Annotated in this window: 26 protein-coding genes and 1 riboswitch; of the genes, 13 read left to right on the top strand and 13 right to left on the bottom strand. The window is 60.6% G+C overall.

The features are described 5' to 3' along the window. Nucleotides 1-76: 76 nt before the first annotated feature. From AACV31_RS21405 to bioA, 3 genes are all read right to left on the bottom strand, one after another. Nucleotides 77-553, bottom strand: a complete 477-nt coding sequence (locus AACV31_RS21405; protein ID WP_165153391.1) for a kinase inhibitor — start codon at nt 551-553, stop codon at nt 77-79. A 13-nt stretch (nt 554-566) separates the two neighbouring features. Further along, nucleotides 567-1,247: a type 1 glutamine amidotransferase domain-containing protein gene (locus tag AACV31_RS21400; protein WP_165153393.1), complete on the bottom strand. Its 681-nt coding sequence runs from the start codon at nt 1,245-1,247 to the stop codon at nt 567-569. Nucleotides 1,248-1,315: 68 nt separating this feature from the next. Next, nucleotides 1,316-2,608 (bottom strand): adenosylmethionine--8-amino-7-oxononanoate transaminase, encoded by a 1,293-nt coding sequence (gene bioA, locus AACV31_RS21395; protein ID WP_165153395.1) that lies wholly within the window; start codon nt 2,606-2,608, stop codon nt 1,316-1,318. 81 nt (nt 2,609-2,689) lie between these two features. Between bioA and bioB the strand changes: the two genes are divergently transcribed. The 4 genes from bioB to bioD are packed head-to-tail and all read left to right on the top strand — an operon-like array spanning nt 2,690 to nt 6,296. Then, complete coding sequence (gene bioB / locus AACV31_RS21390) at nt 2,690-3,730, top strand: biotin synthase BioB (protein WP_007768479.1); 1,041 nt, start codon at nt 2,690-2,692, stop codon at nt 3,728-3,730. Beyond that, nucleotides 3,727-4,878 (top strand): 8-amino-7-oxononanoate synthase, encoded by a 1,152-nt coding sequence (gene bioF / locus AACV31_RS21385; protein WP_165153397.1) that lies wholly within the window; start codon nt 3,727-3,729, stop codon nt 4,876-4,878. Before bioB ends, bioF begins: the two co-directional genes overlap by 4 nt. Further along, nucleotides 4,862-5,620 carry a malonyl-ACP O-methyltransferase BioC gene (gene bioC / locus AACV31_RS21380; protein ID WP_165153399.1) on the top strand — a complete coding sequence of 253 codons (759 nt, stop codon included), beginning with the start codon at nt 4,862-4,864 and terminating at the stop codon, nt 5,618-5,620. Before bioF ends, bioC begins: the two co-directional genes overlap by 17 nt. Further along, complete coding sequence (gene bioD, locus AACV31_RS21375) at nt 5,613-6,296, top strand: dethiobiotin synthase (RefSeq protein WP_007768482.1); 684 nt, start codon at nt 5,613-5,615, stop codon at nt 6,294-6,296. Before bioC ends, bioD begins: the two co-directional genes overlap by 8 nt. On the opposite strand, the gene AACV31_RS21370 is transcribed toward bioD, so the two are convergent. Next, nucleotides 6,293-7,000, bottom strand: coding sequence for an ABC transporter ATP-binding protein (locus AACV31_RS21370; RefSeq protein ID WP_075199521.1), 708 nt, complete (start codon nt 6,998-7,000; stop codon nt 6,293-6,295). The two genes, bioD and AACV31_RS21370, sit on opposite strands and share 4 nt — an antisense overlap. Before the next feature lie 891 nt (nt 7,001-7,891). On the opposite strand from AACV31_RS21370, the gene uvrB reads away from it, so the two are divergent. Then, entirely contained in the window at nt 7,892-9,913 is a 2,022-nt protein-coding gene (gene uvrB, locus AACV31_RS21365) for an excinuclease ABC subunit UvrB (protein WP_007768491.1), read from the top strand. A gap of 236 nt (nt 9,914-10,149) precedes the next feature. Here uvrB and yvcK read toward each other — a convergent pair whose 3' ends face one another. Next, nucleotides 10,150-11,058: a uridine diphosphate-N-acetylglucosamine-binding protein YvcK gene (gene yvcK, locus AACV31_RS21360; protein ID WP_007768493.1), complete on the bottom strand. Its 909-nt coding sequence runs from the start codon at nt 11,056-11,058 to the stop codon at nt 10,150-10,152. A 74-nt stretch (nt 11,059-11,132) separates the two neighbouring features. Here yvcK and AACV31_RS21355 point away from each other — a divergent pair, with 74 nt between their 5' ends. The 7 genes from AACV31_RS21355 (at nt 11,133) to AACV31_RS21325 (ending at nt 14,910) form a co-directional block, all read left to right on the top strand. After that, nucleotides 11,133-11,285: a hypothetical protein gene (locus AACV31_RS21355; RefSeq protein ID WP_165153401.1), complete on the top strand. Its 153-nt coding sequence runs from the start codon at nt 11,133-11,135 to the stop codon at nt 11,283-11,285. Continuing rightward, a riboswitch (molybdenum cofactor riboswitch) is annotated at nt 11,280-11,415 on the top strand. Its footprint overlaps the gene before it by 6 nt. Continuing rightward, entirely contained in the window at nt 11,403-12,392 is a 990-nt protein-coding gene (gene moaA / locus AACV31_RS21350; protein ID WP_041923355.1) for a GTP 3',8-cyclase MoaA, read from the top strand. Its footprint overlaps the riboswitch before it by 13 nt. A gap of 21 nt (nt 12,393-12,413) precedes the next feature. Then, nucleotides 12,414-12,926: a molybdenum cofactor biosynthesis protein B gene (gene moaB / locus AACV31_RS21345; protein ID WP_165153403.1), complete on the top strand. Its 513-nt coding sequence runs from the start codon at nt 12,414-12,416 to the stop codon at nt 12,924-12,926. Nucleotides 12,927-12,929: 3 nt separating this feature from the next. After that, entirely contained in the window at nt 12,930-13,415 is a 486-nt protein-coding gene (gene moaC / locus AACV31_RS21340; RefSeq protein WP_007768498.1) for a cyclic pyranopterin monophosphate synthase MoaC, read from the top strand. Then, nucleotides 13,408-13,653: a molybdopterin synthase sulfur carrier subunit gene (gene moaD, locus AACV31_RS21335; protein ID WP_075199525.1), complete on the top strand. Its 246-nt coding sequence runs from the start codon at nt 13,408-13,410 to the stop codon at nt 13,651-13,653. The genes moaC and moaD overlap by 8 nt, the downstream gene beginning before the upstream one ends. 1 nt (nt 13,654) lies before the next feature. Further along, on the top strand, nt 13,655-14,107 hold the full coding sequence (gene moaE, locus AACV31_RS21330; protein ID WP_075199526.1) for a molybdopterin synthase catalytic subunit MoaE: 453 nt from the start codon (nt 13,655-13,657) through the stop codon (nt 14,105-14,107). A gap of 95 nt (nt 14,108-14,202) precedes the next feature. Beyond that, the gene (locus AACV31_RS21325; protein ID WP_032806298.1) at nt 14,203-14,910 is read left to right on the top strand and encodes a Bax inhibitor-1/YccA family protein; all 708 of its coding nucleotides are present in this window, start codon (nt 14,203-14,205) and stop codon (nt 14,908-14,910) included. 280 nt (nt 14,911-15,190) lie between these two features. On the opposite strand, the gene AACV31_RS21320 is transcribed toward AACV31_RS21325, so the two are convergent. From AACV31_RS21320 to AACV31_RS21310, 3 genes are read right to left on the bottom strand one after another with little or no spacing between them, the layout of a single operon-like run. Beyond that, a complete protein-coding gene (locus AACV31_RS21320; protein WP_165153599.1) occupies nt 15,191-16,219 on the bottom strand; it encodes a lysylphosphatidylglycerol synthase transmembrane domain-containing protein in 1,029 nt (342 codons plus the stop codon). Further along, the gene (clsB, locus tag AACV31_RS21315; RefSeq protein WP_165153405.1) at nt 16,219-17,460 is read right to left on the bottom strand and encodes a cardiolipin synthase ClsB; all 1,242 of its coding nucleotides are present in this window, start codon (nt 17,458-17,460) and stop codon (nt 16,219-16,221) included. Before clsB ends, AACV31_RS21320 begins: the two co-directional genes overlap by 1 nt. Further along, nucleotides 17,457-18,218 (bottom strand): endonuclease/exonuclease/phosphatase family protein, encoded by a 762-nt coding sequence (locus AACV31_RS21310; protein ID WP_007768518.1) that lies wholly within the window; start codon nt 18,216-18,218, stop codon nt 17,457-17,459. Before AACV31_RS21310 ends, clsB begins: the two co-directional genes overlap by 4 nt. 135 nt (nt 18,219-18,353) lie before the next feature. On the opposite strand from AACV31_RS21310, the gene AACV31_RS21305 reads away from it, so the two are divergent. Then, nucleotides 18,354-18,770, top strand: a complete 417-nt coding sequence (locus AACV31_RS21305; protein ID WP_075199529.1) for a YbhQ family protein — start codon at nt 18,354-18,356, stop codon at nt 18,768-18,770. On the opposite strand, the gene AACV31_RS21300 is transcribed toward AACV31_RS21305, so the two are convergent. From AACV31_RS21300 to cecR, 5 genes are read right to left on the bottom strand one after another with little or no spacing between them, the layout of a single operon-like run. Further along, nucleotides 18,732-19,838: an ABC transporter permease gene (locus tag AACV31_RS21300; RefSeq protein WP_165153407.1), complete on the bottom strand. Its 1,107-nt coding sequence runs from the start codon at nt 19,836-19,838 to the stop codon at nt 18,732-18,734. The genes AACV31_RS21305 and AACV31_RS21300 overlap by 39 nt on opposite strands. Nucleotides 19,839-19,847: 9 nt before the next feature. Further along, a complete protein-coding gene (locus AACV31_RS21295) occupies nt 19,848-20,969 on the bottom strand; it encodes an ABC transporter permease (protein ID WP_038857659.1) in 1,122 nt (373 codons plus the stop codon). After that, on the bottom strand, nt 20,966-22,696 hold the full coding sequence (locus tag AACV31_RS21290) for an ATP-binding cassette domain-containing protein (RefSeq protein ID WP_165153409.1): 1,731 nt from the start codon (nt 22,694-22,696) through the stop codon (nt 20,966-20,968). Before AACV31_RS21290 ends, AACV31_RS21295 begins: the two co-directional genes overlap by 4 nt. Then, complete coding sequence (gene hlyD, locus AACV31_RS21285) at nt 22,683-23,684, bottom strand: secretion protein HlyD (RefSeq protein ID WP_165153411.1); 1,002 nt, start codon at nt 23,682-23,684, stop codon at nt 22,683-22,685. The genes AACV31_RS21290 and hlyD overlap by 14 nt, the downstream gene beginning before the upstream one ends. Then, nucleotides 23,677-24,375 (bottom strand): transcriptional regulator CecR, encoded by a 699-nt coding sequence (gene cecR / locus AACV31_RS21280; RefSeq protein WP_165153417.1) that lies wholly within the window; start codon nt 24,373-24,375, stop codon nt 23,677-23,679. Before cecR ends, hlyD begins: the two co-directional genes overlap by 8 nt. Between the last annotated feature and the right edge of the window lie 22 nt (nt 24,376-24,397).

Here is a 24,397-nt window from a genome sequence, read left to right as displayed (position 1 = left end):
AACGCACAGAGCCTGCTTTTTTATACTAAGTTGAGCGAAACGGGAAGCCGATTGTGATAACCGGCTTCAAAATGATTCAGATGTAATGCGCGGTCAGCGAGGCGCTGGCGAGCCGGTGAAAGTGAACATTGAAACCGACCAGCGCGCCGCTGGCGTTTTCATCAACGTCAATATGATCCACATCCAGCGCATGCACCGTGAATATATAACGGTGCGTTTCGCCTTTTGGCGGCGCCGCGCCGCCATAACCGGCGGTGCCGAAATCGGTGCGCGTCTGAATCGCGCCGTCCGGCAGGTCAGCCTGGCCGGAGCCCGCGCCCTGCGGCAGTACGCGGGTATCCGCGGGCAGATTCGCCACTATCCAGTGCCACCAGCCGGAGCCGGTCGGGGCGTCTGGATCGTAACAGGTCACGACAAAGCTTTTGGTGCCCGGCGGCACCTCATCCCAGGTGAGATGGGGCGAAATATTATCGCCCTCATAGCCCATGCCGTTAAACACGTGACGCGCGGGGAGCTTGTCCCCGTCGTTAAAATTCACACTGATTAACTTCATGCCGCCTCCCCGCTTACAGATGGAGCAATTTTAACAGCGCTTCGGCGGTGGCGGCGGAAGACGCCGGGTTCTGGCCGGTCACCAGATGCCCGTCGACAACCACGTGCACGCCCCAGTCATCGGTACGTTCAAACTGGCCGCCAGCCTCTCTCAGCGCATCTTCCACCAGGAACGGCACGACGTTGGTCAGCCCGACCGCGTCTTCTTCGCTGTTGGTAAAGCCGGTGACGCGTTTGCCTTCCACCAGCGGGCTGCCGTCAGGCTTTTTCACATGACGCAGCACGCCCGGCGCGTGACACACTGTCGCGACCGGCTTGCCGCTGCCCCAGTAGTGTTCGATAAGCGCGATGGAAACCGGGTGATCGGCCAGATCCCATAGCGGGCCGTGGCCGCCCGGATAAAACAGCGCGTCGTACTCGTCGGCGTTAATTTCATCAAGCCGCGCGGTATTCGCCAGCGCCTCCTGGGCCTCAGGATCGTCGCGAAAACGCCGGGTGTCGGCGGTCTGCGCGTCCGGCTCGTCGCTTTTCGGATCGAGCGGCGGCTGGCCGCCCTGCGGCGTGGCGAGCGTCACGTCGATACCCGCATCGCGAAACACAAAGTAAGGGGCCGCAAACTCTTCCAGCCAGAAGCCAGTTTTTTTCCCGGTATCGCCCAGTTTGTCGTGGGAGGTCAGTACCATCAGAATCTTCATCGCGTTCTCCTGGTTGTTTTATCGCAAATCCTGAAAGTGTAGTGCATCCCTCACGGCTTGCCGGGCGCTCAGCGTCTGAAAAACGACGGGTTTTTCACGGCGTCACACACCGCGCGGGTGAGACGCGTGAGCTGTTCAGGCGTGATGATATAGGGCGGCATCAGATAAATCAGGCGGCCAAACGGACGCACCCAGACGCCCTGTTCCACGAAAAAGCGCTGAAGCGCGGCCATCTCGACCGGCGCGGTGGTTTCCACGACGCCGATAGCGCCCAGCACGCGCACATCGGCGACCAGCGGCAGTTCGCGACACGGGGCCAGTTCGTCACGCAGCTGCCGCTCAATAGCCGCCACCTGTGAGCGCCACTCGCCGGTTTCCAGCAGCGCCAGACTCTCGGTAGCCACCGCGCAGGCGAGCGGATTGCCCATAAACGTCGGGCCATGCATAAAGCAGCCCGCCTCGCCGTTACTGATGGTGTCGGCGACATGCCGCGTGGTGAGGGTGGCGGAAAGCGTCATCGTGCCGCCGGTCAATGCCTTGCCGAGGCAGAGAATATCCGGGGTTATCCCGGCGTGTTCGCAGGCGAACAGCTTTCCGGTACGGCCAAAGCCGGTCGCTATCTCATCGGCGATAAGCAAAATTCCTTCGCGGTCGCACATGCGGCGAATGCGCTTAAGCCACTCCGGGTGATACATCCGCATGCCGCCCGCGCCCTGCACAACGGGTTCGAGAATGACGGCGGCTATCTCCTGGCGGTGCGCGGCCAGCAGGCGGGCGAACGGCGCGAGATCGCGCTCATCCCACTCGCCGTCAAAACGGCTCTGCGGCGCGGGCGCGAACAGGTTTTCCGGCAGATACCCCTTCCAGAGACTGTGCATCGAGTTATCCGGATCGCACACCGACATCGCCCCGAAGGTGTCGCCGTGGTAGCCGTGGCGGAAGGTCAGAAAGCGCTGGCGCGGCTCGCCGCGGGCGTGCCAGTACTGCAACGCCATCTTCATCGCCACTTCCACCGCCACCGAACCGGAGTCGGCAAGAAACACGCACTCCAGGCGCTCCGGGGTCATCGCCACCAGCTTGCGGCACAGGGCTATCGCGGCGGGATGGGTGATGCCGCCGAACATCACGTGCGACATCGCGTCAATCTGGTTTTTCATGGCCGCGTTGAGGCGCGGATGATTATAGCCGTGAATGGCGGCCCACCACGACGACATACCATCCACCAGCCGCTCGCCGCTCGCCAGATGCAGTTCGCAGCCAGCGGCGTGCGTCACCGGGTAGACCGGCAGCGGCGCGCTCATGGAGGTGTAAGGGTGCCAGATATGGTCACGATCGAAGGCGAGATCGGCGGGTGTTAACATGACTTGTAAACCATTTTAAAAAGATTTAGGTTTACGAGTATATCCATAACCCAGATAAATAAAACCCTTTGGAGACGCCCGATGGCTCACCTTTCACGCTGGACTTTGTCGCAAGTCACTGAACTCTTTGAGAAACCGCTGCTGGACCTGCTGTTTGAAGCGCAACAGGTGCATCGCCAGCACTTCGATCCGCGCCAGGTGCAGGTCAGCACATTGCTGTCGATCAAAACCGGCGCCTGCCCGGAAGACTGCAAATACTGCCCGCAGAGCGCGCGCTACAAAACCGGCCTTGAGGCCGAGCGCCTGATGGAAGTGGATCAGGTGCTCGATTCCGCCCGCAAGGCCAAAGCGGCGGGCTCCACGCGCTTCTGCATGGGTGCCGCCTGGAAAAACCCCAACGATCGCGATATGCCGTATCTGGAGCAGATGGTGCAGGGCGTCAAAGCGCTGGGCCTCGAAACCTGCATGACGCTCGGCACGCTGAGCGACGATCAGGCGCAGCGCCTCGGCGAAGCGGGTCTCGATTACTACAACCACAACCTCGACACCTCCCCGGAGTTCTACGGCAATATCATCACCACGCGCACCTATCAGGAGCGTCTCGATACGCTGGAGAAAGTGCGCGAGGCGGGCATTAAGGTCTGCTCCGGCGGCATCGTGGGGCTTGGCGAGACCGTCACCGATCGCGCCGGGCTGCTGCTGCAACTCGCCAACCTGCCGACGCCGCCGGAAAGCGTGCCAATCAACATGCTGGTGAAGGTTAAGGGTACGCCGCTTGCCGATAACGACGATGTCGACGCGTTTGATTTCATCCGCACTATCGCGGTGGCGCGCATCATGATGCCGACGTCTTACGTGCGCCTCTCCGCGGGCCGCGAGCAGATGAACGAGCAGACCCAGGCGATGTGCTTTATGGCGGGCGCCAACTCCATTTTCTACGGTTGCAAACTGCTGACCACGCCGAACCCGGAAGAGGACAAAGATTTGCAGCTGTTCCGCAAGCTCGGCATCAACCCGCAGCAGACAGCGGTGCTGGCAGGTGATAACGAACAGCAGGCGCGCCTTGAGCACGCGCTGCGCGACGCGGATAACCAGCAATACTACAACGCGGCGGCGGTATGACCTGGCAGGCGAGAATCGATACGGCGCTGCGCGCGCGTGAAGCCAGCCACAGCCTGCGCCGCCGCGTCGTTTGCACGCCGGCGCCCGGCGGCGCGCTGGTACATCAGGGCGTACGCTACCGTAATTTTTCCGGAAACGACTATCTGGGCTTAAGCCAGCATCCGACGCTTATCGCGGCCTGGCGACAGGGCGCGCAGACGTTCGGCGTGGGGAGCGGCGCGTCCGGCCACGTCAGCGGCTACAGCGGCGCGCATCAGTCGCTGGAAAACGCGCTGGCGCAGTGGCTCGGTTTCGACCGCGCGCTGCTGTTTATCTCCGGCTTCGCCGCCAATCAGGCGGTAGTCGCCGCGCTGATGCAGCAGCCTGACCGCATTCTCGCCGACCGTTTAAGCCATGCCTCGCTGCTGGAGGCCGCAAGCCACAGCCCGGCGACGCTGCGCCGCTTTGCGCATAACGCGCCGGGGGCGCTCGCCGCGCTGCTCGGCAAACCCTGCGACGGGCTGACGCTCGTCTTTACCGAAGGGGTGTTCAGCATGGATGGCGATTGCGCGCCGCTTGCGGATATCGCCGGTCTTGCTCAGGGCGAGCAGACGCTGCTGATGGTGGATGACGCCCACGGCATCGGCGTGCTGGGGCGCGAGGGGCGGGGCAGTTGCGATGTCGCAGGCGTCAGGCCCGATCTGCTGCTGGTGACGTTTGGCAAAGCTTTCGGGCTGAGCGGCGCGGCGCTCTTGTGCAGCGAGTCGATGGCGGACTATCTGCTACAAACCGCGCGCCATCTCATCTACAGCACGGCGATGCCTGCGGCTCAGGCCTGCGCGCTGGACGCCGCCTTAACGGTTATCCGCGAGGGCGACGACTTACGCGCGCGGCTTGCGCGCAACATTGCGCGGTTTCGCGCGGGCGCGTCGCAGCTACCGCTGACGCTTGCCGATTCGCAGACCGCCATTCAGCCGCTGATCGTCGGTGAAAACGGCGCCGCGCTGACGCTTGCGGAAAAGCTGCGCGAGCGCGGCTGCTGGGCGACGGCCATTCGCCCCCCGACCGTCCCTGCGGGCACCGCCCGGCTGCGTCTGACGCTCAGCGCCGCCCACCAGGATGACGACATCGATGCGCTGCTGGAGGCGTTATATGACGGTTGCCGTTGATAAACGCGCCGTGGCCGCGGCGTTTGGCCGCGCGGCCCACAGCTATGACGATTTCGCGGCGCTTCAGCGCCAGAGCGCGCAACGGCTTGCGGAACACTGCGGGACGCAGGGCGTCACGACGGTACTGGACGCCGGCTGCGGCACCGGCGCGGGCGGCCTCGACTGGCGCGCGCGCGGCTGCGACGTGACGGCGTTCGATTTAAGCCCGGCGATGCTGGCGCGCGCGCGTGAGCGACACGCGGCGCATCGCTACGTACAGGGCGATATCGAGGCGCTGCCGTTTGCCGAAGGCAGTTTTGATCTCGTGTGGAGCAATCTGGCGGTGCAGTGGTGCCAGAGCCTGTCAGGGGCGCTGGCCGGGATGCTGCGCGTCGCGCGCCCCGGCGGACGCGTGGCGTTCAGCACGCTGGCCCACGGCTCGCTTGGCGAGTTGCATCAGGCGTGGGCGGCCGTGGACGATCGTCCGCACGCTAACCATTTCGCGAGCCCTGACGCGGTTTTTGCGGCCGCCCCGGCGGCGCGCATGACGCTGCGCCAGCATCCCGTGACGCTGCTGTTCGGCGATGCGCTCAGCGCTATGCAGTCGCTGAAGGGCATTGGCGCGACGCATCTGCACGCCGGGCGCGACAGCCGCACGCTTACGCGCCGTGAGCTTCGCGTGCTCGAAGACGCCTGGCCGCGTCAGGACGGGCGTTTCCCGCTGACTTACCAACTGATTTCTGGAGTGATTGAACGTGACTGAACGCTGGTTTATTACCGGAACCGACACCGAAGTGGGCAAAACCATCGCGAGCTGCGCGCTGCTGGAGGCCGCGAAAGCCGCAGGCTTTAGCACCGCGGGCTACAAGCCGGTCGCCTCCGGCAGCGATATCACGCCGCAAGGGCTTCGCAACAGCGACGCGCTGGCGCTCCAGCGCCACAGCAGCGTGGCGCTGCGCTACGAACAGGTGAACCCGCTGACGTTTGAAGAGCCCACCTCGCCGCATATCGCAAGCCGGGAAGAGGGGCTGCCGATTGATTTCACCGTGATGTCCGCAGGCCTGCGCGCGCTTGAGCCGCTGGCCGACTGGGTGCTGGTGGAAGGCGCGGGCGGCTGGTTTACGCCGCTCTCTGACGAGGCGACGTTCGCCGACTGGGCGCAGCAGGAGCGCCTGCCAGTGATTTTAGTGGTCGGCGTTAAGCTTGGCTGCATCAACCATGCGCTGCTGACCGCGCAGGCGGTCCAGGCCGCGGGCCTGCGTCTCGCAGGCTGGGTGGCGAATGACGTGCAGCCGCCTGGCCGCCGCCATGAGGAATATCTCGCCACGCTTAAGCGTTTGCTGCCCGCCCCGATGCTTGGCGAAATCCCATGGCTGGGTGCCGAGCCGGACGTGACGCCTGCCGCGCAATGGATCGATCTCAACACACTGGCGCGCTAAGGCGTTATCCAGTGCGTAAGTCGCGCATCGGTTAACTGCGCGGCGCTCCCGCGGGCCACGGCGCGCCCGCGGTGCAGCAGACAGAAACGATCCGCCACCCGGCGGATAAACGACAAATGTTGCTCCACCAGCAACAGGCTCATTCCCCACTCGCGGTTAAGCCGCGTGAGCAGATCCGCAAGCTTTGGAATAAACGTCTGGCCGAGGCCGCGCGTCGGCTCATCCAGAATCAGCAACCGCGGGCGCGTCACCAGCGCCTGCGCCAGTGTCAGCTGGAGCGCCAGCTCCGGCGTCAGGCCTGAAGCCTGCGCGTGACGGCGCGTCCAGAGCGTCGGGAACAGATCAAACACCGGCTCCGGGCTGGTCGCGCGCTCAGGCTGCGCCCGCAGCGCGATATGCAGATTCTCCTCCACCGTTAACTGTGAAAAATAGCGACGCGCCTGCGGCACATAGCGGATACCCAGCGCCGCGCGGGCATCCGCGCCGACGCGCATCAGCTCCTGCGGCGCTTGTCCGGCCTCGCGCCAGAGCATGCTGCCGCTCTTTACCGGCAGATACCCCGCCACACAGTTCAGCAGCGTGGTTTTCCCCATGCCAGGCGCGCCGATAACGCAGGTGCACTCGCCGGGCAGGAGATCAAGGCTGACGTCCCACAGGGTGTGCTGCGTGCCGTAAAAGTGGTTAACCGCGTGCAGACTTAACATGGCGCTTCTCCTTCAGACAGGTAATCGGAAAACAGCATTGGCGCAGGCGTTCTAACGGCTGCCTACGCAGTGACTTCCCCGGCCTGCCCGCGCATCCTGCTGTCGCTTCCCGCCAACGACGGGAAGAGGGTGTAGTTCCGGTAACCGGGTTATTGCAATTCCCTTGCCAGCCAGTGAAAAGCCCTCCTGTCGCGCCAGAAATTGAGACTAAACCTGAAAGCGCGGCGAACGGGTAGCGCGTTATCCTGGAAAAAGCCGGGCGGCGTGCCCTTTTTGAGTGCTGAGCGCGGCGTGGTTTTGGTGCAGCGTTGCGCAAAAGCAAAGCAAAAAAAGGTGAAAAGGATCACGCAAGGCGCGGCGTGGAAAGCAAGCGAAATTTGTCGAAACCCGCCGGGAAAATTTTTTTCTGAGCCAGACGCGAGCGGCCAGGGCTCATCGGCGACGCGGCGCGCTTTCAGGGCTGGAGGCAGTTATCCACTATTCCTGTGGATAACCTTGTGTATTAGAGTTAGAAAACGCGCCGTAAGCGAGAGCCGATGCGGCTTGCACCCGATCTGGCGCGAAAGCCGTCTTTTCAGGAAATTCATTTAAAATTAAAAGGTTAATGAAAAGCAAGCGTTGAAGGAAAAGTGTCATCTGCTGCAACAAAAGTATCACAGCCTCGCTTGACAAATGTTAAAGGATAAAAAGTTTTGGGGATAAACGGCCTCATATAGTGTTTTATCCGGCGCAGGGGCAAATTTACTTCATACCAGGTGGTAAAAATGCGGTGTGAGCAAAATCCGCTAACCTGCTACTGATTTTATATCCAGTATTTATCGCTGGCAAAAATCGCTGTGGCGAGTAAAATTAACGCTCTGTCCCGCGCAAATCTTCATCAGGTGTTTCTTCATGAGCAAACCGTTCAAACTCAATTCCGCTTTCAAACCTTCCGGCGACCAGCCAGAGGCTATCCGCCGCATCAAGGAAGGGCTGGAGGACGGGCTGGCGCACCAGACGCTGCTGGGTGTGACGGGCTCGGGGAAAACGTTCACCATGGCGAACGTCATCGCCGATTTGCAGCGCCCGACGATGGTGCTGGCGCCTAACAAAACGCTGGCGGCGCAGCTCTACGGCGAGATGAAAGAGTTTTTCCCGGACAACGCCGTGGAATATTTCGTCTCGTACTATGACTACTACCAGCCCGAAGCCTATGTGCCGAGCTCCGACACCTTTATCGAAAAGGACGCGTCGGTGAACGAGCATATCGAACAGATGCGTCTGTCGGCCACTAAAGCGCTGCTGGAGCGGCGCGACGTGGTGGTCGTGGCATCCGTTTCCGCCATCTATGGCCTTGGCGACCCGGATCTCTACCTGAAGATGATGCTGCATCTCACTAAAGGGATGATCATCGACCAGCGCGCTATTTTGCGCCGCCTGACGGAGCTGCAATATACCCGCAACGATCAGGCGTTCCAGCGCGGCACCTTCCGCGTGCGCGGCGAGGTGATTGATATTTTCCCGGCGGAATCGGACGAGCTGGCGCTGCGCGTCGAGCTGTTCGACGAAGAGGTGGAGCGGCTGTCGCTGTTCGACCCGCTGACCGGCACCGTGGATTCCATCATTCAGCGTTTTACCGTCTACCCGAAAACGCACTATGTGACCCCGCGCGAGCGCATTGTACAGGCGATGGAAGAGATCAAAGTGGAGCTGGCCGAGCGCCGTAAGGTGCTGCTTGAGAATAACAAACTGCTCGAAGAGCAGCGTCTGACGCAGCGTACCCAGTTCGATCTGGAAATGATGAACGAGCTGGGGTACTGCTCCGGCATTGAAAACTACTCGCGCTATCTCTCCGGTCGCGGTCCGGGCGAAGCGCCGCCGACGCTGTTTGACTATCTGCCGGCGGACGGCCTGCTGGTTATCGATGAATCGCACGTCACCATTCCGCAGATTGGCGGGATGTTCCGTGGCGACCGCGCGCGTAAAGAGACGCTGGTGGAGTACGGCTTCCGTCTGCCGTCAGCGCTCGATAACCGTCCGCTGAAGTTTGAAGAGTTCGAGGCGCTGGCGCCGCAGACGGTTTATGTGTCGGCGACGCCCGGCAACTATGAACTGGAAAAATCGGGCGGCGAGATTATCGACCAGGTGGTGCGCCCGACCGGTCTGCTCGATCCGATTATCGAAGTGCGCCCGGTAGGGACGCAGGTGGACGACCTGCTGTCGGAAATCCGCAAACGCGTCGCCATCAACGAGCGCGTGCTGGTGACGACGCTGACCAAGCGCATGGCGGAAGATTTAACCGAATATCTCGAAGAACACGGCGAGAAAGTGCGCTATCTGCACTCCGATATCGACACCGTGGAGCGTATGGAGATTATCCGCGATCTGCGTCTTGGCGAGTTTGACGTGCTGGTGGGTATCAACCTGCTGCGAGAAGGGCTGGATATGCCGGAGGTGTCGCTGGTGGCTATTCTCGACGCCGACAAAGAGGGCTTCCTGCGCTCCGAGCGTTCGCTTATCCAGACCATTGGCCGCGCGGCGCGTAACGTGAACGGCAAAGCGATTCTCTACGGCGATAAAATTACGCCGTCGATGGCGAGAGCGATTAACGAAACCGAACGCCGTCGTGAGAAGCAGCAGGCGTACAACGAAGAACATGGCATTGTGCCGCAGGGTCTCAACAAGAAAGTGGTCGATATTCTGGCGCTTGGCGAGAATATCGCGAAAACCAAGGCGAAAGGCCGCGGCAAAGGGCGCACGGTGGCGGATGCCGAAGCCGCTGAACTGGCGCTGACGCCGAAAGCGTTGCAGCAGAAAATCCATCAGCTTGAAGCGCAGATGGTGCAGCATGCGCAGAACCTGGAGTTTGAAGAGGCCGCGCAGATCCGCGATAAGCTTCATCAGTTGCGCGAGCTGTTTATCGCCGCGTCGTAAGCGCTTCTTGCCGCGAATGGATGGTTTGTGTGGTGGGTGTGATTGTCTGTGGTGTGATGTGATGTGATGTGGTGGGTGCGCTTCGCTTACCCACCCTACCTGGAATCAATGCCCGCTTCGTCGTTCCGTACGGCGGGTAAGCGAAGCGCACCCGCCGTATACCTTTCCACCGCCCAGCGCCCGAATCGTAGGGCGGGTAAGCGTAGCGCACCCGCCATAACCACGGCCCGAAAAGCTTACCCCAGCGCCTGAATCGCTTTTTCCAGCGCCACCCGCAGCAGGTGGCGGTCGTGGCGGTAAGGGATATCGCTGGCTTCCAGCGGCTCCTGAATAACAATCCTGTCCTGCGCGCCGCTCACATCCACCTTCGGGCCGACCACCACGGCATCCACCACGCGTTTCCCGACATACGTCTCCATCAGCGCCAGCTTCTCTTCGAGCCTGAGCGCAGCGGCGGCCGGGCTTAACTCACGGCCTAAATTGCCGATATACACCATCGGCGCAGGCGTGCGGCGCAGCGCTTTGGCGAGATCGTCAAGCAGCAGCAGCGGTATCAGGCTGGTGTAAAAACTGCCAGGACCAATAATAATCAAATCGGCTTCGGCAATCGCCTCAACGGCCTCGCGCGTCGCCTGCACATTTGGATAGAGCATCAACTCCTTCGGCGGGTGGCTCAGCAAGTCGATATTTACTTCGCCGTACACTTCGTTGTCTTCACGATCGATTGCCATCAGATCGACCGGTTGCTCAGACATCGGGATCAGGAACGCGTCCACTTTAAGCAGGTTGCGGATAAGATTGATCGCCTCAAGAGGCCGCACGCTCAGGTGATCGAGCGCCTTTAACATGAGATTTCCGAGGTTATGCCCCGAAAGTTCCCCATTACCTCCAAAACGGTACTCAAACATCGCCGACGCGACGCTCGGTTCGGTAATTAACTGGTTGAGACAGTTGCGCATATCGCCCCAGGCGATCCCGCCTTCCGAGCGGCGAATGCGGCCCGTCGAGCCGCCGTTATCCGTCGTCGTGACAATGCCTGTGAGGCGCGAGCCCAGAGAAGAGAGCGAGGACATAACGCGTCCTAAACCGTGACCGCCGCCGAGCGCCACCACCCGGTCGAGATCCGCAAACGTGCGATTGCGCATACCTAATCCTTATTATTCAAAACTCGCCTACGTTAGCTGAAAAGCGCGAGAAAAACGATCTGCTGGCGCTGAAAATGACACACATCAAAGTGAAACCGTGGTTTTTACGTATTCTGGTGCACGTTACGCCAATAATGCCGTTATATATCAATTTATATAGCGAAATCGCGCGTGGCGAAACCCGCGATAACACGCTACTATCGCCGCTGGCAGGTTTAAAAACCTGAAAAAGACACTCAAGCCTTTGCGCCTACGTTTTTAAAAAATATGGCGCTCTGGCCGTGGCGAAACGCCACCAGGGTGCAGGAAGAAATGACTGCATCTCCCGATTTGGAAAGGTGTACATGATTTCTCAACTTACCGATGCGTTTGCGCGTAAGTTCTATTACTTACGCCTGTCTGTGACTGACGTTTGCAACTTTCGTTGCACCTACTGTCTGCCGGATGGCTACAAGCCCGCAGGCGTCACCAACAAAGGCTTCCTCTCGCTCGACGAAATTCGTCGCGTGACGCGCGCGTTCGCGAATCTCGGCACTGAAAAAGTGCGTCTGACCGGCGGCGAACCGTCGCTGCGCCGCGATTTTTGCGACATCATCGCTGCCGTGCGTGAAAACCCCTCCATTCGCCAGATTGCGGTGACGACCAACGGCTATCGTCTGGCGCGCGACGTCGCACAGTGGCGCGAGGCCGGGCTGACGGCGGTGAATGTCAGCGTCGACAGCCTTGATGCCCGTCAGTTTCACGCCATCACCGGCCAGGATAAATTCCGTCAGGTGATGGCCGGTATTGATGCCGCCTTCGACGCAGGCTTTGAAAAGGTGAAGGTCAACACCGTGCTGATGCGCGACGTCAACCACCACCAGCTCGACACCTTCCTCAACTGGATCAAATCCCGCCCCATCCAGCTACGCTTTATTGAGCTGATGGAAACCGGCGAGGGGAGCGATCTCTTCCGCAAGCACCATATTTCTGGCGCGACGATCCGCGACGAACTGCTTAAGCGCGGCTGGATCCATCAGTTGCGCAGCCGCGCCGACGGCCCGGCGCAGGTCTTCTGCCACCCGGACTATCAGGGCGAGATCGGCCTTATCATGCCGTATGAGAAAGATTTCTGCGCCAGCTGCAACCGCCTGCGCGTGTCGTCGGTCGGCAAGCTGCACCTGTGCCTGTTCGGCGACGGCGGCGTGGAGCTGCGCGATCTGCTGGCCGAAGAGGGGCAGCAGGCGGCGTTGATGGCGCGCATTGAAACGGCGTTGCTCGGCAAAAAGCAGACCCACTTCCTGCATCAGGGCGACACCGGCATCACCCAGAATCTGTCCTATATCGGCGGCTGACGCCGCGTACAAGGAGTCACTATGAGTCAGGTTAGCGCAGAGTTTGTGCCGGCGCGCGTCGCCATTCTTACGGTTTCCAGCCGCCGCGGCGAAGAGGACGACACCTCCGGCCATTTTTTGCAGGAGGCCGCTCACGAGGCGGGCCATCAGGTGGTGGATAAAGCCATCGTCAAAGAGAACCGGTACGCCATTCGCGCTGAAGTCTCCCGCTGGATTGCCAGCGACGATGTTCAGGTCGTGTTGATTAACGGCGGCACGGGCTTTACCGCAGGCGATCAGGCGCCGGAGGCGCTGCAGCCGCTGTTCGATCGCGAAATCGTGGGTTTCGGCGAAATGTTCCGTATGCTCTCGTTTGAAGAAATTGGCACCGCGATGATGCAGTCGCGCGCGGTGGCGGGCATCGCCAACGATACCCTGATTTTTGCGATGCCGGGCTCGACGCGCGCCTGTCGCACTGCCTGGGAAAATATCATCGCGCCGCAGCTCGATGCCCGTACGCGCCCCTGTAATTTTCACCCTCATCTGAAGAAGTAAGTTATGTCGCAACTAACCCACATCAACGCTGCGGGCGAAGCCCATATGGTGGATGTCTCCGGCAAAGCGGAAACGGTGCGTGAAGCGCGCGCCGAAGCGTTTGTTGAAATGCGCCCGGAGACGCTGTCGATGATCGTCAATGGCAGCCATCACAAAGGCGACGTGTTCGCCACGGCGCGCATCGCCGGTATTCAGGCTGCCAAACGGACCTGGGAGCTGATCCCGCTCTGTCATCCGCTGCTGCTGAGCAAAGTCGAGGTACAGCTTTTCGCCGACGAAGCGCACAGCCGCGTGCGTATTGAATCGCTCTGCCGTCTGACTGGCAAAACCGGCGTCGAGATGGAAGCGCTCACCGCCGCGTCGGTGGCGGCGCTCACAATTTACGACATGTGCAAAGCGGTGCAGAAAGATATGGTGATTGGCCCGGTGCGGCTGCTGGCGAAAAGCGGCGGCAAATCGGGCGATTTTCAGGTAGATGCTCATGATTAACGTGCTTTTCTTCGCGCAGGTGCGCGAGCTTACCGGCGTGGATGCCGAGCGCGTGACGGCGGAATTCGCGACCGTTGAAGCGCTGCGCGAACATCTCGCGGCGCGCGGCGGGCGTTTCGCGCTGGCGCTGGAGCCTGGCAAGCTGCTGGCGGCGGTCAACCAGACGCTGGTGCCGTTTGACCATCCGCTCGCCGATGGCGATGAAGTGGCCTTTTTCCCGCCAGTGACCGGAGGCTGAGATGAACGACACCCGCATCCGCGTCGGCCATGAGAATTTCAGCGTCGGCGAGGAATACCAGTGGCTGGCGCAGTGCGATGAAGACGGCGCGGTCGTGACCTTTACCGGCAAAGTGCGCAACCACAATCTCGGCGACAGCGTAAGCGCGCTGACGCTTGAGCATTACCCAGGCATGACCGAGAAAGCGCTGGCGGAGATCGTCACCGAGGCGCGTGAGCGCTGGCCATTACAGCGCGTATCGGTTATCCACCGCGTGGGCGAGCTGTGGCCGGGTGATGAAATCGTTTTTGTCGGCGTGACCGGCGCGCACCGCAGCCAGGCGTTTGAAGCGGCGCAGTTTATTATGGATTACCTTAAAACGCGCGCGCCGTTCTGGAAGCGTGAAGCCACGCCGGAAGGCGATCGCTGGGTAGAGGCGCGCGACAGCGATCAGGCGGCAGCGAAGCGCTGGTGAATGGCGTGACCGGCCATTTGTTCTAGTCTTAACGGTGGGGAGGCGCGCGTTGCGCGCGTCTCGACACGAGTTAACTGAATGAATGAGGCAGCGTCATGGATCGATTCCCACGCTCAAATGAAAGTATTGTGCAGCCGCGTGCCGGGCTGCAAACGTTTATGGCTCAGGTGTATGGCTGGATGACCTGCGGTCTGTTACTGACCGCCTTTGTCGCCTGGTATTCGGCCAACAACGAAAACCTGATGATGTATATCTTCTCCAGCCGGTTTGTATTCTTCGGGCTTATCATCGCCCAGCTTGCCCTGGTGTTTGTTCTCTCCGGACTGGTGCATAAGCTCAGCCCGGCGGTCGCCACCGCGCTGTTTATGCTCTATTCGGCGCTCACGGGGCTTACGCTCTCGTCTATATTTCTGGTCTATACCTATGCGTCTATCGCCAGCACGTTTGTGGTGACGGCGGGGATGTTTGGCGTGATGAGCCTTTATGGCTATACGACCAAACGCGATCTCAGCGGCTGGGGCAATATCCTGTTTATGGCGCTGATTGGGCTGATCATCGCCTCGCTCGTGAACTTCTGGCTGAAGAGTCCGGCGCTGATGTGGGCGGTGACCTATATCGGCGTTATCGTGTTTGTGGGGCTAACGGCCTATGACACCCAGAAGCTGAAGAGTCTGGGCGAGCAGATTGACGTGAACGACCATGGGAATCTGCGCAAATATTCGATTCTCGGCGCGCTGACGCTGTACCTCGATTTCATCAACCTGTTCCTGATGCTGTTGCGGATTTTCGGCAACCGTCGTTAACCGGCTGAGAATAGACAAAACCCTCTGCGGAGGGTTTTTTTATGGGCGGGGCGGCGGGTGCGCTGCGCTTGCCCGCCCTACAAGATGACGATGACGCGATGTGTATGTTGTAGGGTGGGTAAGCGCAGCGCACCCACCAGCGAACACAAAGATAACGTTGAGAGTGGTTTTTGTAGGGTGGGTAAGCGCAGCGCACCCACCAGCGGACACAAAGATAACGTTGAGGTTGGTTTTGTAGGGTGGGTAAGCGCAGCGCACCCACCAGTCACCCATAAACCCATCACTTCTCCTTCGCGAGGCTCAGCGACGGCTCATCGTTCTCCTCGCGCACGCTCTCAGAGCCCTGCGCCTTAGCGAGCTTCTGCTCGTTTTTGGCGCGCAGTTTCTTCGCGCGGCTCTCAAGCACCAGATAGATAACGATAGCCAGCAGCAGCGGGGCGAAGAAATAGAGCATACGGTAGGCAAGCAGCGCCGCGATAATCGCGCCGTGGCTCACGTGCTCGCCGCCGAGGAGCGCGATAAACACCGCCTCCAGCACCCCGATACCCGCCGGGATATGGATAATCACCCCGGCGATACTGCTCACCAGCAAGACGCCCAGCACGAAGAAATAGTTAATCTCCTGGCCCAACAGCAGCCAGATAATCGCGCCCATCGCCATCCAGTTCGCGCTGGAAATCACCATCTGCGCTATCGCGAATTTCCACGACGGCAGCACCAGCTTCTGGCCCTTAATCGTCATATGGCGGCGTTTAGCGAACGCGCAGAACCACATATACACCGCGATCACCGCGAGCAGCACAATACCGATAATGCGCAGCGTCATCTCGTCGATATACCAGTGCGCCGGCAGCTTCACCACACCAAAGGTGAAAATGACGCCGCCGAGCAGGATATAACCGAGCCAGTTAGTCGTGATACTTAGCGAGAAAATGCGCGTGATGGTGCTCCCCGGCAGTCCCAGGCGGGAGTAAAGCCGGTAGCGCATCCCGACGCCGCCCACCCACGTACTGAGCGTCAGGTTAAAGGCGTAGCACACGAAAGAGACCAGCATTACCTGGCGTTTGGCGAGCTTGTGGCCGCAGTAGGCGCGGCCCAGCAGATCGTAACAGCCATACAGCAGATAACTCACGATAACCAGCGCGACCGAGATAAGCAGGGCGGAGCGGTCATAGTTCTTAATGACCTTCCACACCTCTTCCCAGTCGACTTTTTGCGCATACATCACAATCAGCACGACGACGGCGATAAAAAACAGCCACGTCAGGATTTTCTTTGTCAGACGCCACTTCGGATGCGATTTCGCCATCACGGTTTCACTCCAGGATTTTCAGTCTCCACCCGGTCCTGGGTTTCGATTTCAGGTTGTACCGGGGGCGGTACCTGCGCGAGCTTCGGGGTATGCGCGGGCAGCCAGCCCACCATCGCCGGGAAGTGGCGCAGGAAGTGGAACACGATGACGCTCTTGCCGAGATTCCACCAGGTGCGTTTCGGCATCATGCTCTCATCCACCTGTTTACAGTCTTCACGAATCAGCCGCGTCAGGTTGTCGCGCAGGGTCTGGTTAAACTGCGTATCGTGAATGATCAGATTCGCCTCAAGGTTAAGCGACAGGCTCAGCGGGTCGAGGTTGCTGGAGCCCACCGTCGCCCAGTGATCGTCCATCAGCGCCACTTTGCCATGCAGCGGGCGGCGCAGATATTCATAGACTTCGACGCCGCCTTTCACCAGATAGTTATAAAGCAGGCGCGCGCCTACCTTAACGATAGGCATATCCGGCTCACCCTGCACAATCAGCTTCACTTTCACGCCGCGGCGGGCGGCGTTGCGCATCGCATGCAGCAGGCGGTAACCGGGGAAGAAATAGGCGTTGGCGATGATCACCTCTTTTTTGGCGTTCGCCAGCATCTTGAGATAATGACGTTCGATATCGTCGCGATGGTCGTTATTGTCGCGCCAGACAAACAGCGCCTGCGCCTCGCCCGGCGCGGTGTTCTCCACCGCCTGCTGATAGTGGCGCTGCCACCAGCGGCTGACGCGCTCTTCGCCGAGATTGCTGAGCACAAAATGGTAGATATCCTGCACCACCGGCCCTTCGACGCGCACCGCGTAATCCTGTTTCGCCTCCGGGCCGTAATCGCTCATATGCTCGGCGGAGTAGTTAATGCCGCCGACAAACGCCACCTCGCCGTCAATCACCACGATTTTGCGGTGCATACGGCGGAACACGTTGGTGCGCATGCCCATCGTGCGCGGGCGCGGATCGTAATAGCGGAACATCACGCCCGCCGAGGTGAGCGTGCCGACAAACTCGTCGCTGAGATCCGGTGAGCCGTAGCCGTCCAGCAGGACTTCGACGCTGACGCCGCGCTGCGCGGCGTTCAGGATAACCTCATGCAGCTGGCGGCCGACGTTATCGTCGAACCAGATAAAGGTTTCGAGAATGACTTTACTGCGCGCCTTGTCGATGGCGTCAAACACGGCGGGATAAAACTGGTCGCCGTTCTCTAACAGCTCAATATGGTTGCCGTCACGCCAGGTCGTTTTCATAGATGGATCTCCACAGCCAGCGGGGCATGGTCGGAAAGATGGCGCCAGTTACGCAGCGGCAGCGCGGTCGGCGCGCTCGCCGAGGCGTTTTTCACATAGATCCGGTCAAGACGCAGCAGCGGAAAACTCACCGGAAACGTGCGCGCCGGGCGTCCGTGGGCGCGGGTAAAGACTTCATCAAGCCCGGCCTCTTTACGCAGAATCCGGTTCGCCTGCTGGCGCCAGTCGTTAAAATCGCCCGCGACCACCACCGGCTCGCCTTCCGGCAGGCTGTTGACCAGCTCGGCCAGCATCATAAGCTGCGCCTGGCGGTGCGCCTCTTTTAGCCCCAGATGAACGCAAATCACATGAATCGCTTTTGGAAAGCCGGGCGGGGTAATACGGCAGTGCAGCACGCCGCGCTTTTCGGTGCCGGGCACCGAGACGTCGCGGTTTTCATAATGCTCAATCGGATAGCGCGACAGTACGGCGTTGCCGTGATGGCCTTCCGGGTACACGGCGTTGCGCCCGTAGGCGTAATCGCTCCACATGGTGTCGGCCAGAAATTCGTAATGGGTCGTGTCCGGCCAGTTCTCGACATGCAAAGGATGCACTTCGTGCGCGCCCATGACTTCCTGGAGACAGACAATATCCGCCGACACCGTGCGAACCGCATCGCGCAGTTCCGGTAAAATAAAGCGTCGGTTAAACGCGGTGAAACCTTTATGGGTATTAATTGTTAAAACGTTCAATGAAAATCGCTGTGTAGTATCTGCCATGTTTCCCCAGCCACTTCTTATTCTCCTGATGTCGTTAAAGTGTAGTCCCAGTCACAAAAAGCGGCGGGGATACGGAATTTTCCGTAAACTGCGGTACTCTGAAGAATGAGTGAAAAATCCCACAGGAGTGCGGCCATGAAGTGGCAACAATATATTCGCGTGGCGACGGGCCTCAGCTGCTGGCAGATTATGCTGCATCTGGCGGTCGTGGTTATGCTGGTGGCGGGCTGGATGAGCGGGTCGCTGGTGAAGGTCGGCCTCGTATTATGCGCGCTTTACGCGCTGACGGTTGTGCTGATGCTGGCGTTCCAGCGCCACCACGACGGCCTCTGGCGCGAGGTCGGCGACTTTCTGGAAGAGCTGACCACCACCTGGTATTTTGGCACGGCGCTGATTGCGCTCTGGCTGCTCTCCCGCGTTTTACACAATAACCTGCTGCTGGCGCTGGCGGGCGTGGTGATTCTGGCAGGGCCTGCGTTGCTTTCACTGCTGGTAAAAGAGCGCAAGCGCGATTCAGCCAATTTTGCGTCGAAACATGGCATACGCCGCTAACCCTGTCGTGGCCGCAATCACCAGCAGCGGCCACACGCTACGCCAGATGATGTCGAGACTGGCGTCTTTGAGATAAATCGCTTTCGTAATATCGGTAAAGTGCCGGATCGGGTTAATCCACGTCAGGTTTTGCAGCCAGACCGGCATATTCTCCACCGGCGAGACATACCCCGAGAGCAAAATCGCGGGCATCATAAAGACAAACACCCCGATAAACGCCTGCTGCTGGGTAGAGCAGAGCGCCGAAATCAAAAGCCCGAACCCCACCAGCGACAGCCCGAAAATCACCATCGTGAAATAAAACAGCGTAAGCGATCCGGCAAAGGGAATCTGATACCCCCATATGCCGATGCCCAGCACAATCGTGGCCTGAAAGGTGGCGACAATCAGCGCCGGCACCGCTTTACCGATGAAAATCTGCCAGGTGGCGAGCGGCGATACTAATAGCTGATCAAGCGTGCCCTGTTCGCGCTCGCGCGCCACCGACAGCGACGTCACAATCATCACCCCGATGGTGGTAATCATCGCTATCAGCGACGGCACCACAAACCATTTGTAGTCGAGGTTCGGGTTATACCAGTTACGCACAATCAGCTCGCTGTTGTTAGGCTTCGCGCGGCCTGCCAGCAGCTCCTGCTGATAATCTTTGACGATCTGCTGAAGGTAATTGGCGGCAATCTGCGCGCTGTTGGAGTTGCGTCCGTCGAGCAGGATTTGCAGGGGGGCGGGTTCGCCGCGCACCAGCTTGCGGGAAAAATCCGCCGGAAAGTGAATGGCCAGCAGCGCCTTCTGGGCATCGATCGTCGGGCGGATCGCCTGCTCGCTATTGAGTAGCGTCACGTGGCTGAACGCGCTGGCGCGGGCGAAACGCTGGGTCAGTTCCACCGCGTGCGCGCCGTTATCCTGGTTATAGATGGCGATGGTGGCGTTAGTCACCTCAAGCGTCGCCGCGAACGGGAACAGCAGCACCTGCAACACTACAGGCAGGATCAGAATGGCGCGGGTCTGCGGCTCGCGCAGCAGCGACTGCAACTCTTTGCGGATAAGCGTCCATAAACGGTGCCACATAGCGTCTCCTTAATCGAGGCGGCGTCGGGTGTTCACCCAGGTAAGCCCGATAAACATCACGGCGGAAGCCAGCAGAAACAGCACGTTGACCAGCAGTACGCCCGGCAGCGTGCCCGCGAGGAACAGGCTTTGCAGCGTACTGACGAAATAGCGCGCCGGGATGATATACGTCACCGCGCGAATCACGGCGGGCATACTGTCTATCTGGAAAATAAACCCCGAGAGCATGACCGAAGGCAGGAACGCCGCATTCAGCGCCACCTGGGCGGCGTTAAACTGGTTGCGAGTGAGCGTTGAGATAAGCAGCCCCATGCCGAGCGTGCTCAGTAAAAACAGGCTGGAGATGAAAAACAGCGCCAGCAGCGAGCCGCGATACGGCACGCCGAGAATAAACACCGATACCAGCATACAGAGCAGCATCGCCAGCATGCCGAGAAAATAGTAGGGGATAAGCTTGCACAGCAGCAGCTCGCCGCGCGTTACTTCGGTTGAGAGCAGCGCCTCCATGGTGCCGCGTTCCCACTCGCGGGCCACCACCAGCGAGGTCAGTATCGCGCCGATAACCGTCATGATGATCGTCACGGCGCCGGGAATAATAAAGTGCTGGCTTATCGCCGCCGGGTTAAACCAGTAGCGGAGCTGGACATCAATCAGCGGCTCGAACGTCTCGCCGCGATCCTCCGCGCGCTCGGCCTGCCAGAGCTGCCAGATGCCTTCCATATAGCCGCGCACGAAATTGGCGGTGTTCGGCTCGCTGCCGTCGGTGATCACCTGAATCGGCGCGCTGTCGCCAGGGCGCGCCATCCGTGCGGCGAAATCCACCGGAATGACTACCAGCCCGCGGATTTTCCCGGCCTGCATCAGCGAAATCAGATGCTGGCGATTGTCGCTGATGGTCGGCGCGATAAACGGCGAGGCGGTAATGGTATGGGTGAAGTCGAGCGCCTCTTCGCTGCGCTGCTCCAGCAGCACGCCGACGTGCAGGCGGCTGGAGTCGAGGTTAATGCCGTAACCGAAGATAAACAGTAACAGCAGGGGAATGGCGACCGCGATAAGCCAGCTGCTTGGGTCGCGCAGGATCTGTCGCGTCTCTTTTACGCACAACGCGCGCACGCGCCGTAGCTTCATCATTGGCTGTGCTCCTTATCCCAGGCCTTGATAAGGCGGATGAAGGCTTCTTCCATCGTCGGCTCGTCTTCAGCATCGCGCGCCGCCTGACGCTTTAAATCATCCGGCGTGCCGCTGGCGATAAGCTTGCCGTGGTAAACCAGCCCGATGCGGTCGCAATATTCCGCCTCGTCCATAAAGTGAGTCGTCACCATTACCGTCACGCCTTTCTCCGGCATGCTGTTGATGTGCCGCCAGAATTCGCGGCGGGTCAGCGGGTCGACGCCGGACGTCGGCTCGTCGAGAAACAGAATATCCGGCTCGTGCATTAGCGCGCAGGCCAGCGCCAGGCGCTGCTTAAAACCGAGCGGCAGCGCGTCCGTCGGCTGACTGGCGATGCTTTTCAGCCCGAACGCCTCGCTCATGCGCGCCATTTTCTCCTGCTGCGCCCGGCCGCGCAGGCCATAGACGCCGGAGAAAAACCGTAAGTTCTGCTCGACGGTCAGGTTGCCGTACAGCGAGAATTTCTGCGCCATATAGCCGAGCCGCTGGCGCGCCTTGCCGGAGTCGGTTTTTAAATCGAGGCCCAGCACCAGCGCCTGGCCGTCGCTCGGCTTCAGCAGGCCGCACATCATTTTGAACGTGGTGGATTTGCCCGCGCCGTTAGGCCCGAGCAGGCCGAAAATCTCCCCGCGCTGTACGGTGAAATTCACATGATCGGTCGCCGTAAAATCGCCGAAGGTTTTGGTCAGTTCGCGCGCCTCGATGACCACATCGTCGCGGCTGCCAGGAATGTCATGCAGAATGGCGCCGAGCGGCGATTCGCGAAGCGCGGCGCCGCCCGCCAGATCGATAAAGGCGTCTTCAAAGCGCGGCGCGGTCTCCCGAAGCGTGGCGCCGGGCAGGGCGCGCAGGGCGTCTGCGTCGGAGCCCTCTTTTAAAATCACCCGCACCGCCGCGCCCTGAATGGTGGCGTCGCCGACGTCCGGACGTTGCATCACCTCGCGCAGCAGCGCGCGGTTGTCGCCATTATCGGGGCGCAGCAGCAGACTGCGGCCCGCCATTTTCTCGGTCAGCGCCTGCGGCGCGCCCTGATACAGCAGCTCGCCTTCGTTCATCAATAGCACGTCGCGGCACTGCTCGGCTTCGTCGAGATACGAGGTGCTCCAGAGAATTAACATCCCGTCGCCCGCCAGCGCATGCACCATCTCCCAGAGCTCGCGGCGGGAAATAGGGTCAACCCCGACGCCCGGCTCATCGAGCAGCAGCACCTTCGGCTGGCCTACCAGCGTGCAGGCAAGCCCCAGCTTTTGCTTCATCCCGCCGGAGAGTTTGCCCGCGAGCCGCCCGGTGAACGGGCCAAGCGCGGTAAATTCCAGCAGCCGGGCGAACGTCTCCTGACGCGCCGCGCCAGTGACGCTGCGCAGATCCGCGTAGAGATTGAGGTTCTCCTGCACGGTGAGATCTTCATACAGGCCGAATTTCTGCGGCATATACCCGAGCACCGCATGCAGCGCGTTCTCCTGGGCGATGGGGTCAAGCCCGAGCACCTGCACGCGGCCTTCGTCCTGGCGCATCAGCCCCGCCAGGATGCGCATCAGTGTGGTTTTGCCCGCGCCGTCCGGCCCCACCAGCCCCGTGACGCTGCCCGCGCGGATCGTCACGCTGAGCGGCGCGACGGCGGGTTTATCAAGGCCCGGAAAGCGTTTGACCAGCCCGTCGAGCACGATGCTGTCGTTAGCGGTTTCCATCCGCCGCCTCATCCTGGAAACGCAGCGTGACCGGCATCCCCTGGCGCAGCGCATCGTCGGCGTCGTTGACGACAATGCGCAGGCGGTAGACCAGATCGGTGCGCAGATCTTCGGTTTCGACCGTTTTCGGCGTGAACTCCGCGGTTGGCGAGACGAACCCGATTTGACCATGGTACGGCTTGTCGGGGCGGCCATCGGTGTAAATCAGGATCTTGCTCCCTGGTACGGCGCGGCCCAGATTCCCCTCATCAATGTAAGCGCGTATCCAGACCGGGCGGGTCAGCGAAAGCGTGAATACCGTACTGCCCGCGTTCAGTATCGAGCCGGGCTCTACGGCGCGCGTCAGTATGGTGCCGTCAGACGGGGAAACCAGGCGCGTGTCTTCCGCGTTAAGCTGCGCCTGGGCGAGCTCCGCCTGCGCCTGTTCGAGATTCGCCTGTGCCTGCGCGATCTCCTGCGGGCGGTTGCCGGCGCGATACTGGCTGAGTTTATCCTGCGCGGCTTTCAGCTGCGCCTGCGCCTGATCCCGCGCCGAACGGGCGTTTTCCAGATCGTTGGCGGAGATAACTTTGGTGCGCCACAGGCCCTGCTGACGCTGATAAAAATTCTGCGCGTAATCATAGGCGGCCTGCGCCTGGTGCACCGCGGCGGCGGCCTGGGCTATCTCTTCATCACGAAAGCCCGCGACGGTGAGATCGTATTTCGCCCGCGCGGCGGCGACGTTCGCTTGCGCCTGGCGCAGCGCGTTTTGCTGCGGCGCCGGGTCGAGATCGCCGAGCGGCTGTCCGGCGCGTACCGCGTCGCCTTCATCGACGGCAAGCGACGCCAGACGGCCGCTGACGCGAAAGCTTAAATTCACGGTGCGAATATCAACGTTGCCGTAGAGCGTCAGCGGCGTGTGGCGCGCGGCATACCAGCGCCACCCGGCAATCGCCGCGACGATAATGACTACCACCAGCGCCAGCAGCGCGACGCGTTTTTTATTCATCACGAAGGCTCCCTGAAAGACCCGCGAGGATCCAGTCGATATGCAGCGTCACCACCCGGTGGATCTGCGCGGCTTTGTCGTCGTCAAACTGCCGCCAGCCGGCGCGCAGCAGAATGGTTTCGCGTCCGAGACGAAACGCGAGGATTTCGCCAATCAGCGCGTGGGTATGCAGCACCGTTTCGGTGGCGTCCGGATCGGCGCCGGTCAGGCGTGCGATGAGCCGGGTAAAATGATGGTGCAGCGGCGCGATGACCTGATCGTGAATCAGTTGATACGCCGGCGACGGGGAGAGCTGCTCGCGGGAGATGAATTTGCTCACGCTCAGCGTCTCGTCGGCGGTCATCAACTGGATCATCTGGCGGCAGGCGTCGTCAATCAGCGCGCGCATCGCAGCCTGGCCTGGCGCCGGCTGGCTGAGCAGCGCTTCGGCGGCGTCGGCGTGGGGCTGAAAATGAACGCGGATAAAATCGGCTATCCACTGCGCCGACGCCATATAAAGATCTTCTTTCGAGCCAAAGTAGTAAGGAATGGCGGCAATATTCTGCCCGGCCGCGGCGGCGATATCCCGCGTGGTGGCGTGCAGGCCATATTCGCCGAACTGGTTAATGGCGGCGCTAATGAGCTTCTCTTTGGCCTGCTCGCCGCGAGAGGTAGGCGGCGTAATGGAGAGCGACATATCGATGCGGTCCATAAAAGTTAATCAATCGATTGAT

The organism is Cronobacter sp. EKM101R (assembly GCF_963888145.1).
In the GTDB taxonomy this organism is placed as follows: Bacteria; Pseudomonadota; Gammaproteobacteria; order Enterobacterales; family Enterobacteriaceae; genus Cronobacter; species Cronobacter turicensis.
The sequence above is the reverse complement of the archived record's forward strand: the minus strand, read 5'-3'. Positions and strand labels throughout refer to the sequence as shown.

Coding starts and splice junctions, on each gene's coding strand:
- AACV31_RS21405 (WP_165153391.1), bottom strand. CDS start 553: ATGAAGTTAATCAGTGTGAATTTTAACGACGGGGACAAGCTCCCCGCG.
- AACV31_RS21400 (WP_165153393.1), bottom strand. CDS start 1,247: ATGAAGATTCTGATGGTACTGACCTCCCACGACAAACTGGGCGATACC.
- bioA (WP_165153395.1), bottom strand. CDS start 2,608: ATGTTAACACCCGCCGATCTCGCCTTCGATCGTGACCATATCTGGCAC.
- bioB (WP_007768479.1), top strand. CDS start 2,690: ATGGCTCACCTTTCACGCTGGACTTTGTCGCAAGTCACTGAACTCTTT.
- bioF (WP_165153397.1), top strand. CDS start 3,727: ATGACCTGGCAGGCGAGAATCGATACGGCGCTGCGCGCGCGTGAAGCC.
- bioC (WP_165153399.1), top strand. CDS start 4,862: ATGACGGTTGCCGTTGATAAACGCGCCGTGGCCGCGGCGTTTGGCCGC.
- AACV31_RS21370 (WP_075199521.1), bottom strand. CDS start 7,000: ATGTTAAGTCTGCACGCGGTTAACCACTTTTACGGCACGCAGCACACC.
- uvrB (WP_007768491.1), top strand. CDS start 7,892: ATGAGCAAACCGTTCAAACTCAATTCCGCTTTCAAACCTTCCGGCGAC.
- yvcK (WP_007768493.1), bottom strand. CDS start 11,058: ATGCGCAATCGCACGTTTGCGGATCTCGACCGGGTGGTGGCGCTCGGC.
- AACV31_RS21355 (WP_165153401.1), top strand. CDS start 11,133: ATGACACACATCAAAGTGAAACCGTGGTTTTTACGTATTCTGGTGCAC.
- moaA (WP_041923355.1), top strand. CDS start 11,403: ATGATTTCTCAACTTACCGATGCGTTTGCGCGTAAGTTCTATTACTTA.
- moaB (WP_165153403.1), top strand. CDS start 12,414: ATGAGTCAGGTTAGCGCAGAGTTTGTGCCGGCGCGCGTCGCCATTCTT.
- moaC (WP_007768498.1), top strand. CDS start 12,930: ATGTCGCAACTAACCCACATCAACGCTGCGGGCGAAGCCCATATGGTG.
- moaD (WP_075199525.1), top strand. CDS start 13,408: ATGATTAACGTGCTTTTCTTCGCGCAGGTGCGCGAGCTTACCGGCGTG.
- moaE (WP_075199526.1), top strand. CDS start 13,655: ATGAACGACACCCGCATCCGCGTCGGCCATGAGAATTTCAGCGTCGGC.
- AACV31_RS21325 (WP_032806298.1), top strand. CDS start 14,203: ATGGATCGATTCCCACGCTCAAATGAAAGTATTGTGCAGCCGCGTGCC.
- AACV31_RS21320 (WP_165153599.1), bottom strand. CDS start 16,219: ATGGCGAAATCGCATCCGAAGTGGCGTCTGACAAAGAAAATCCTGACG.
- clsB (WP_165153405.1), bottom strand. CDS start 17,460: ATGAAAACGACCTGGCGTGACGGCAACCATATTGAGCTGTTAGAGAAC.
- AACV31_RS21310 (WP_007768518.1), bottom strand. CDS start 18,218: ATGGCAGATACTACACAGCGATTTTCATTGAACGTTTTAACAATTAAT.
- AACV31_RS21305 (WP_075199529.1), top strand. CDS start 18,354: ATGAAGTGGCAACAATATATTCGCGTGGCGACGGGCCTCAGCTGCTGG.
- AACV31_RS21300 (WP_165153407.1), bottom strand. CDS start 19,838: ATGTGGCACCGTTTATGGACGCTTATCCGCAAAGAGTTGCAGTCGCTG.
- AACV31_RS21295 (WP_038857659.1), bottom strand. CDS start 20,969: ATGATGAAGCTACGGCGCGTGCGCGCGTTGTGCGTAAAAGAGACGCGA.
- AACV31_RS21290 (WP_165153409.1), bottom strand. CDS start 22,696: ATGGAAACCGCTAACGACAGCATCGTGCTCGACGGGCTGGTCAAACGC.
- hlyD (WP_165153411.1), bottom strand. CDS start 23,684: ATGAATAAAAAACGCGTCGCGCTGCTGGCGCTGGTGGTAGTCATTATC.
- cecR (WP_165153417.1), bottom strand. CDS start 24,375: ATGGACCGCATCGATATGTCGCTCTCCATTACGCCGCCTACCTCTCGC.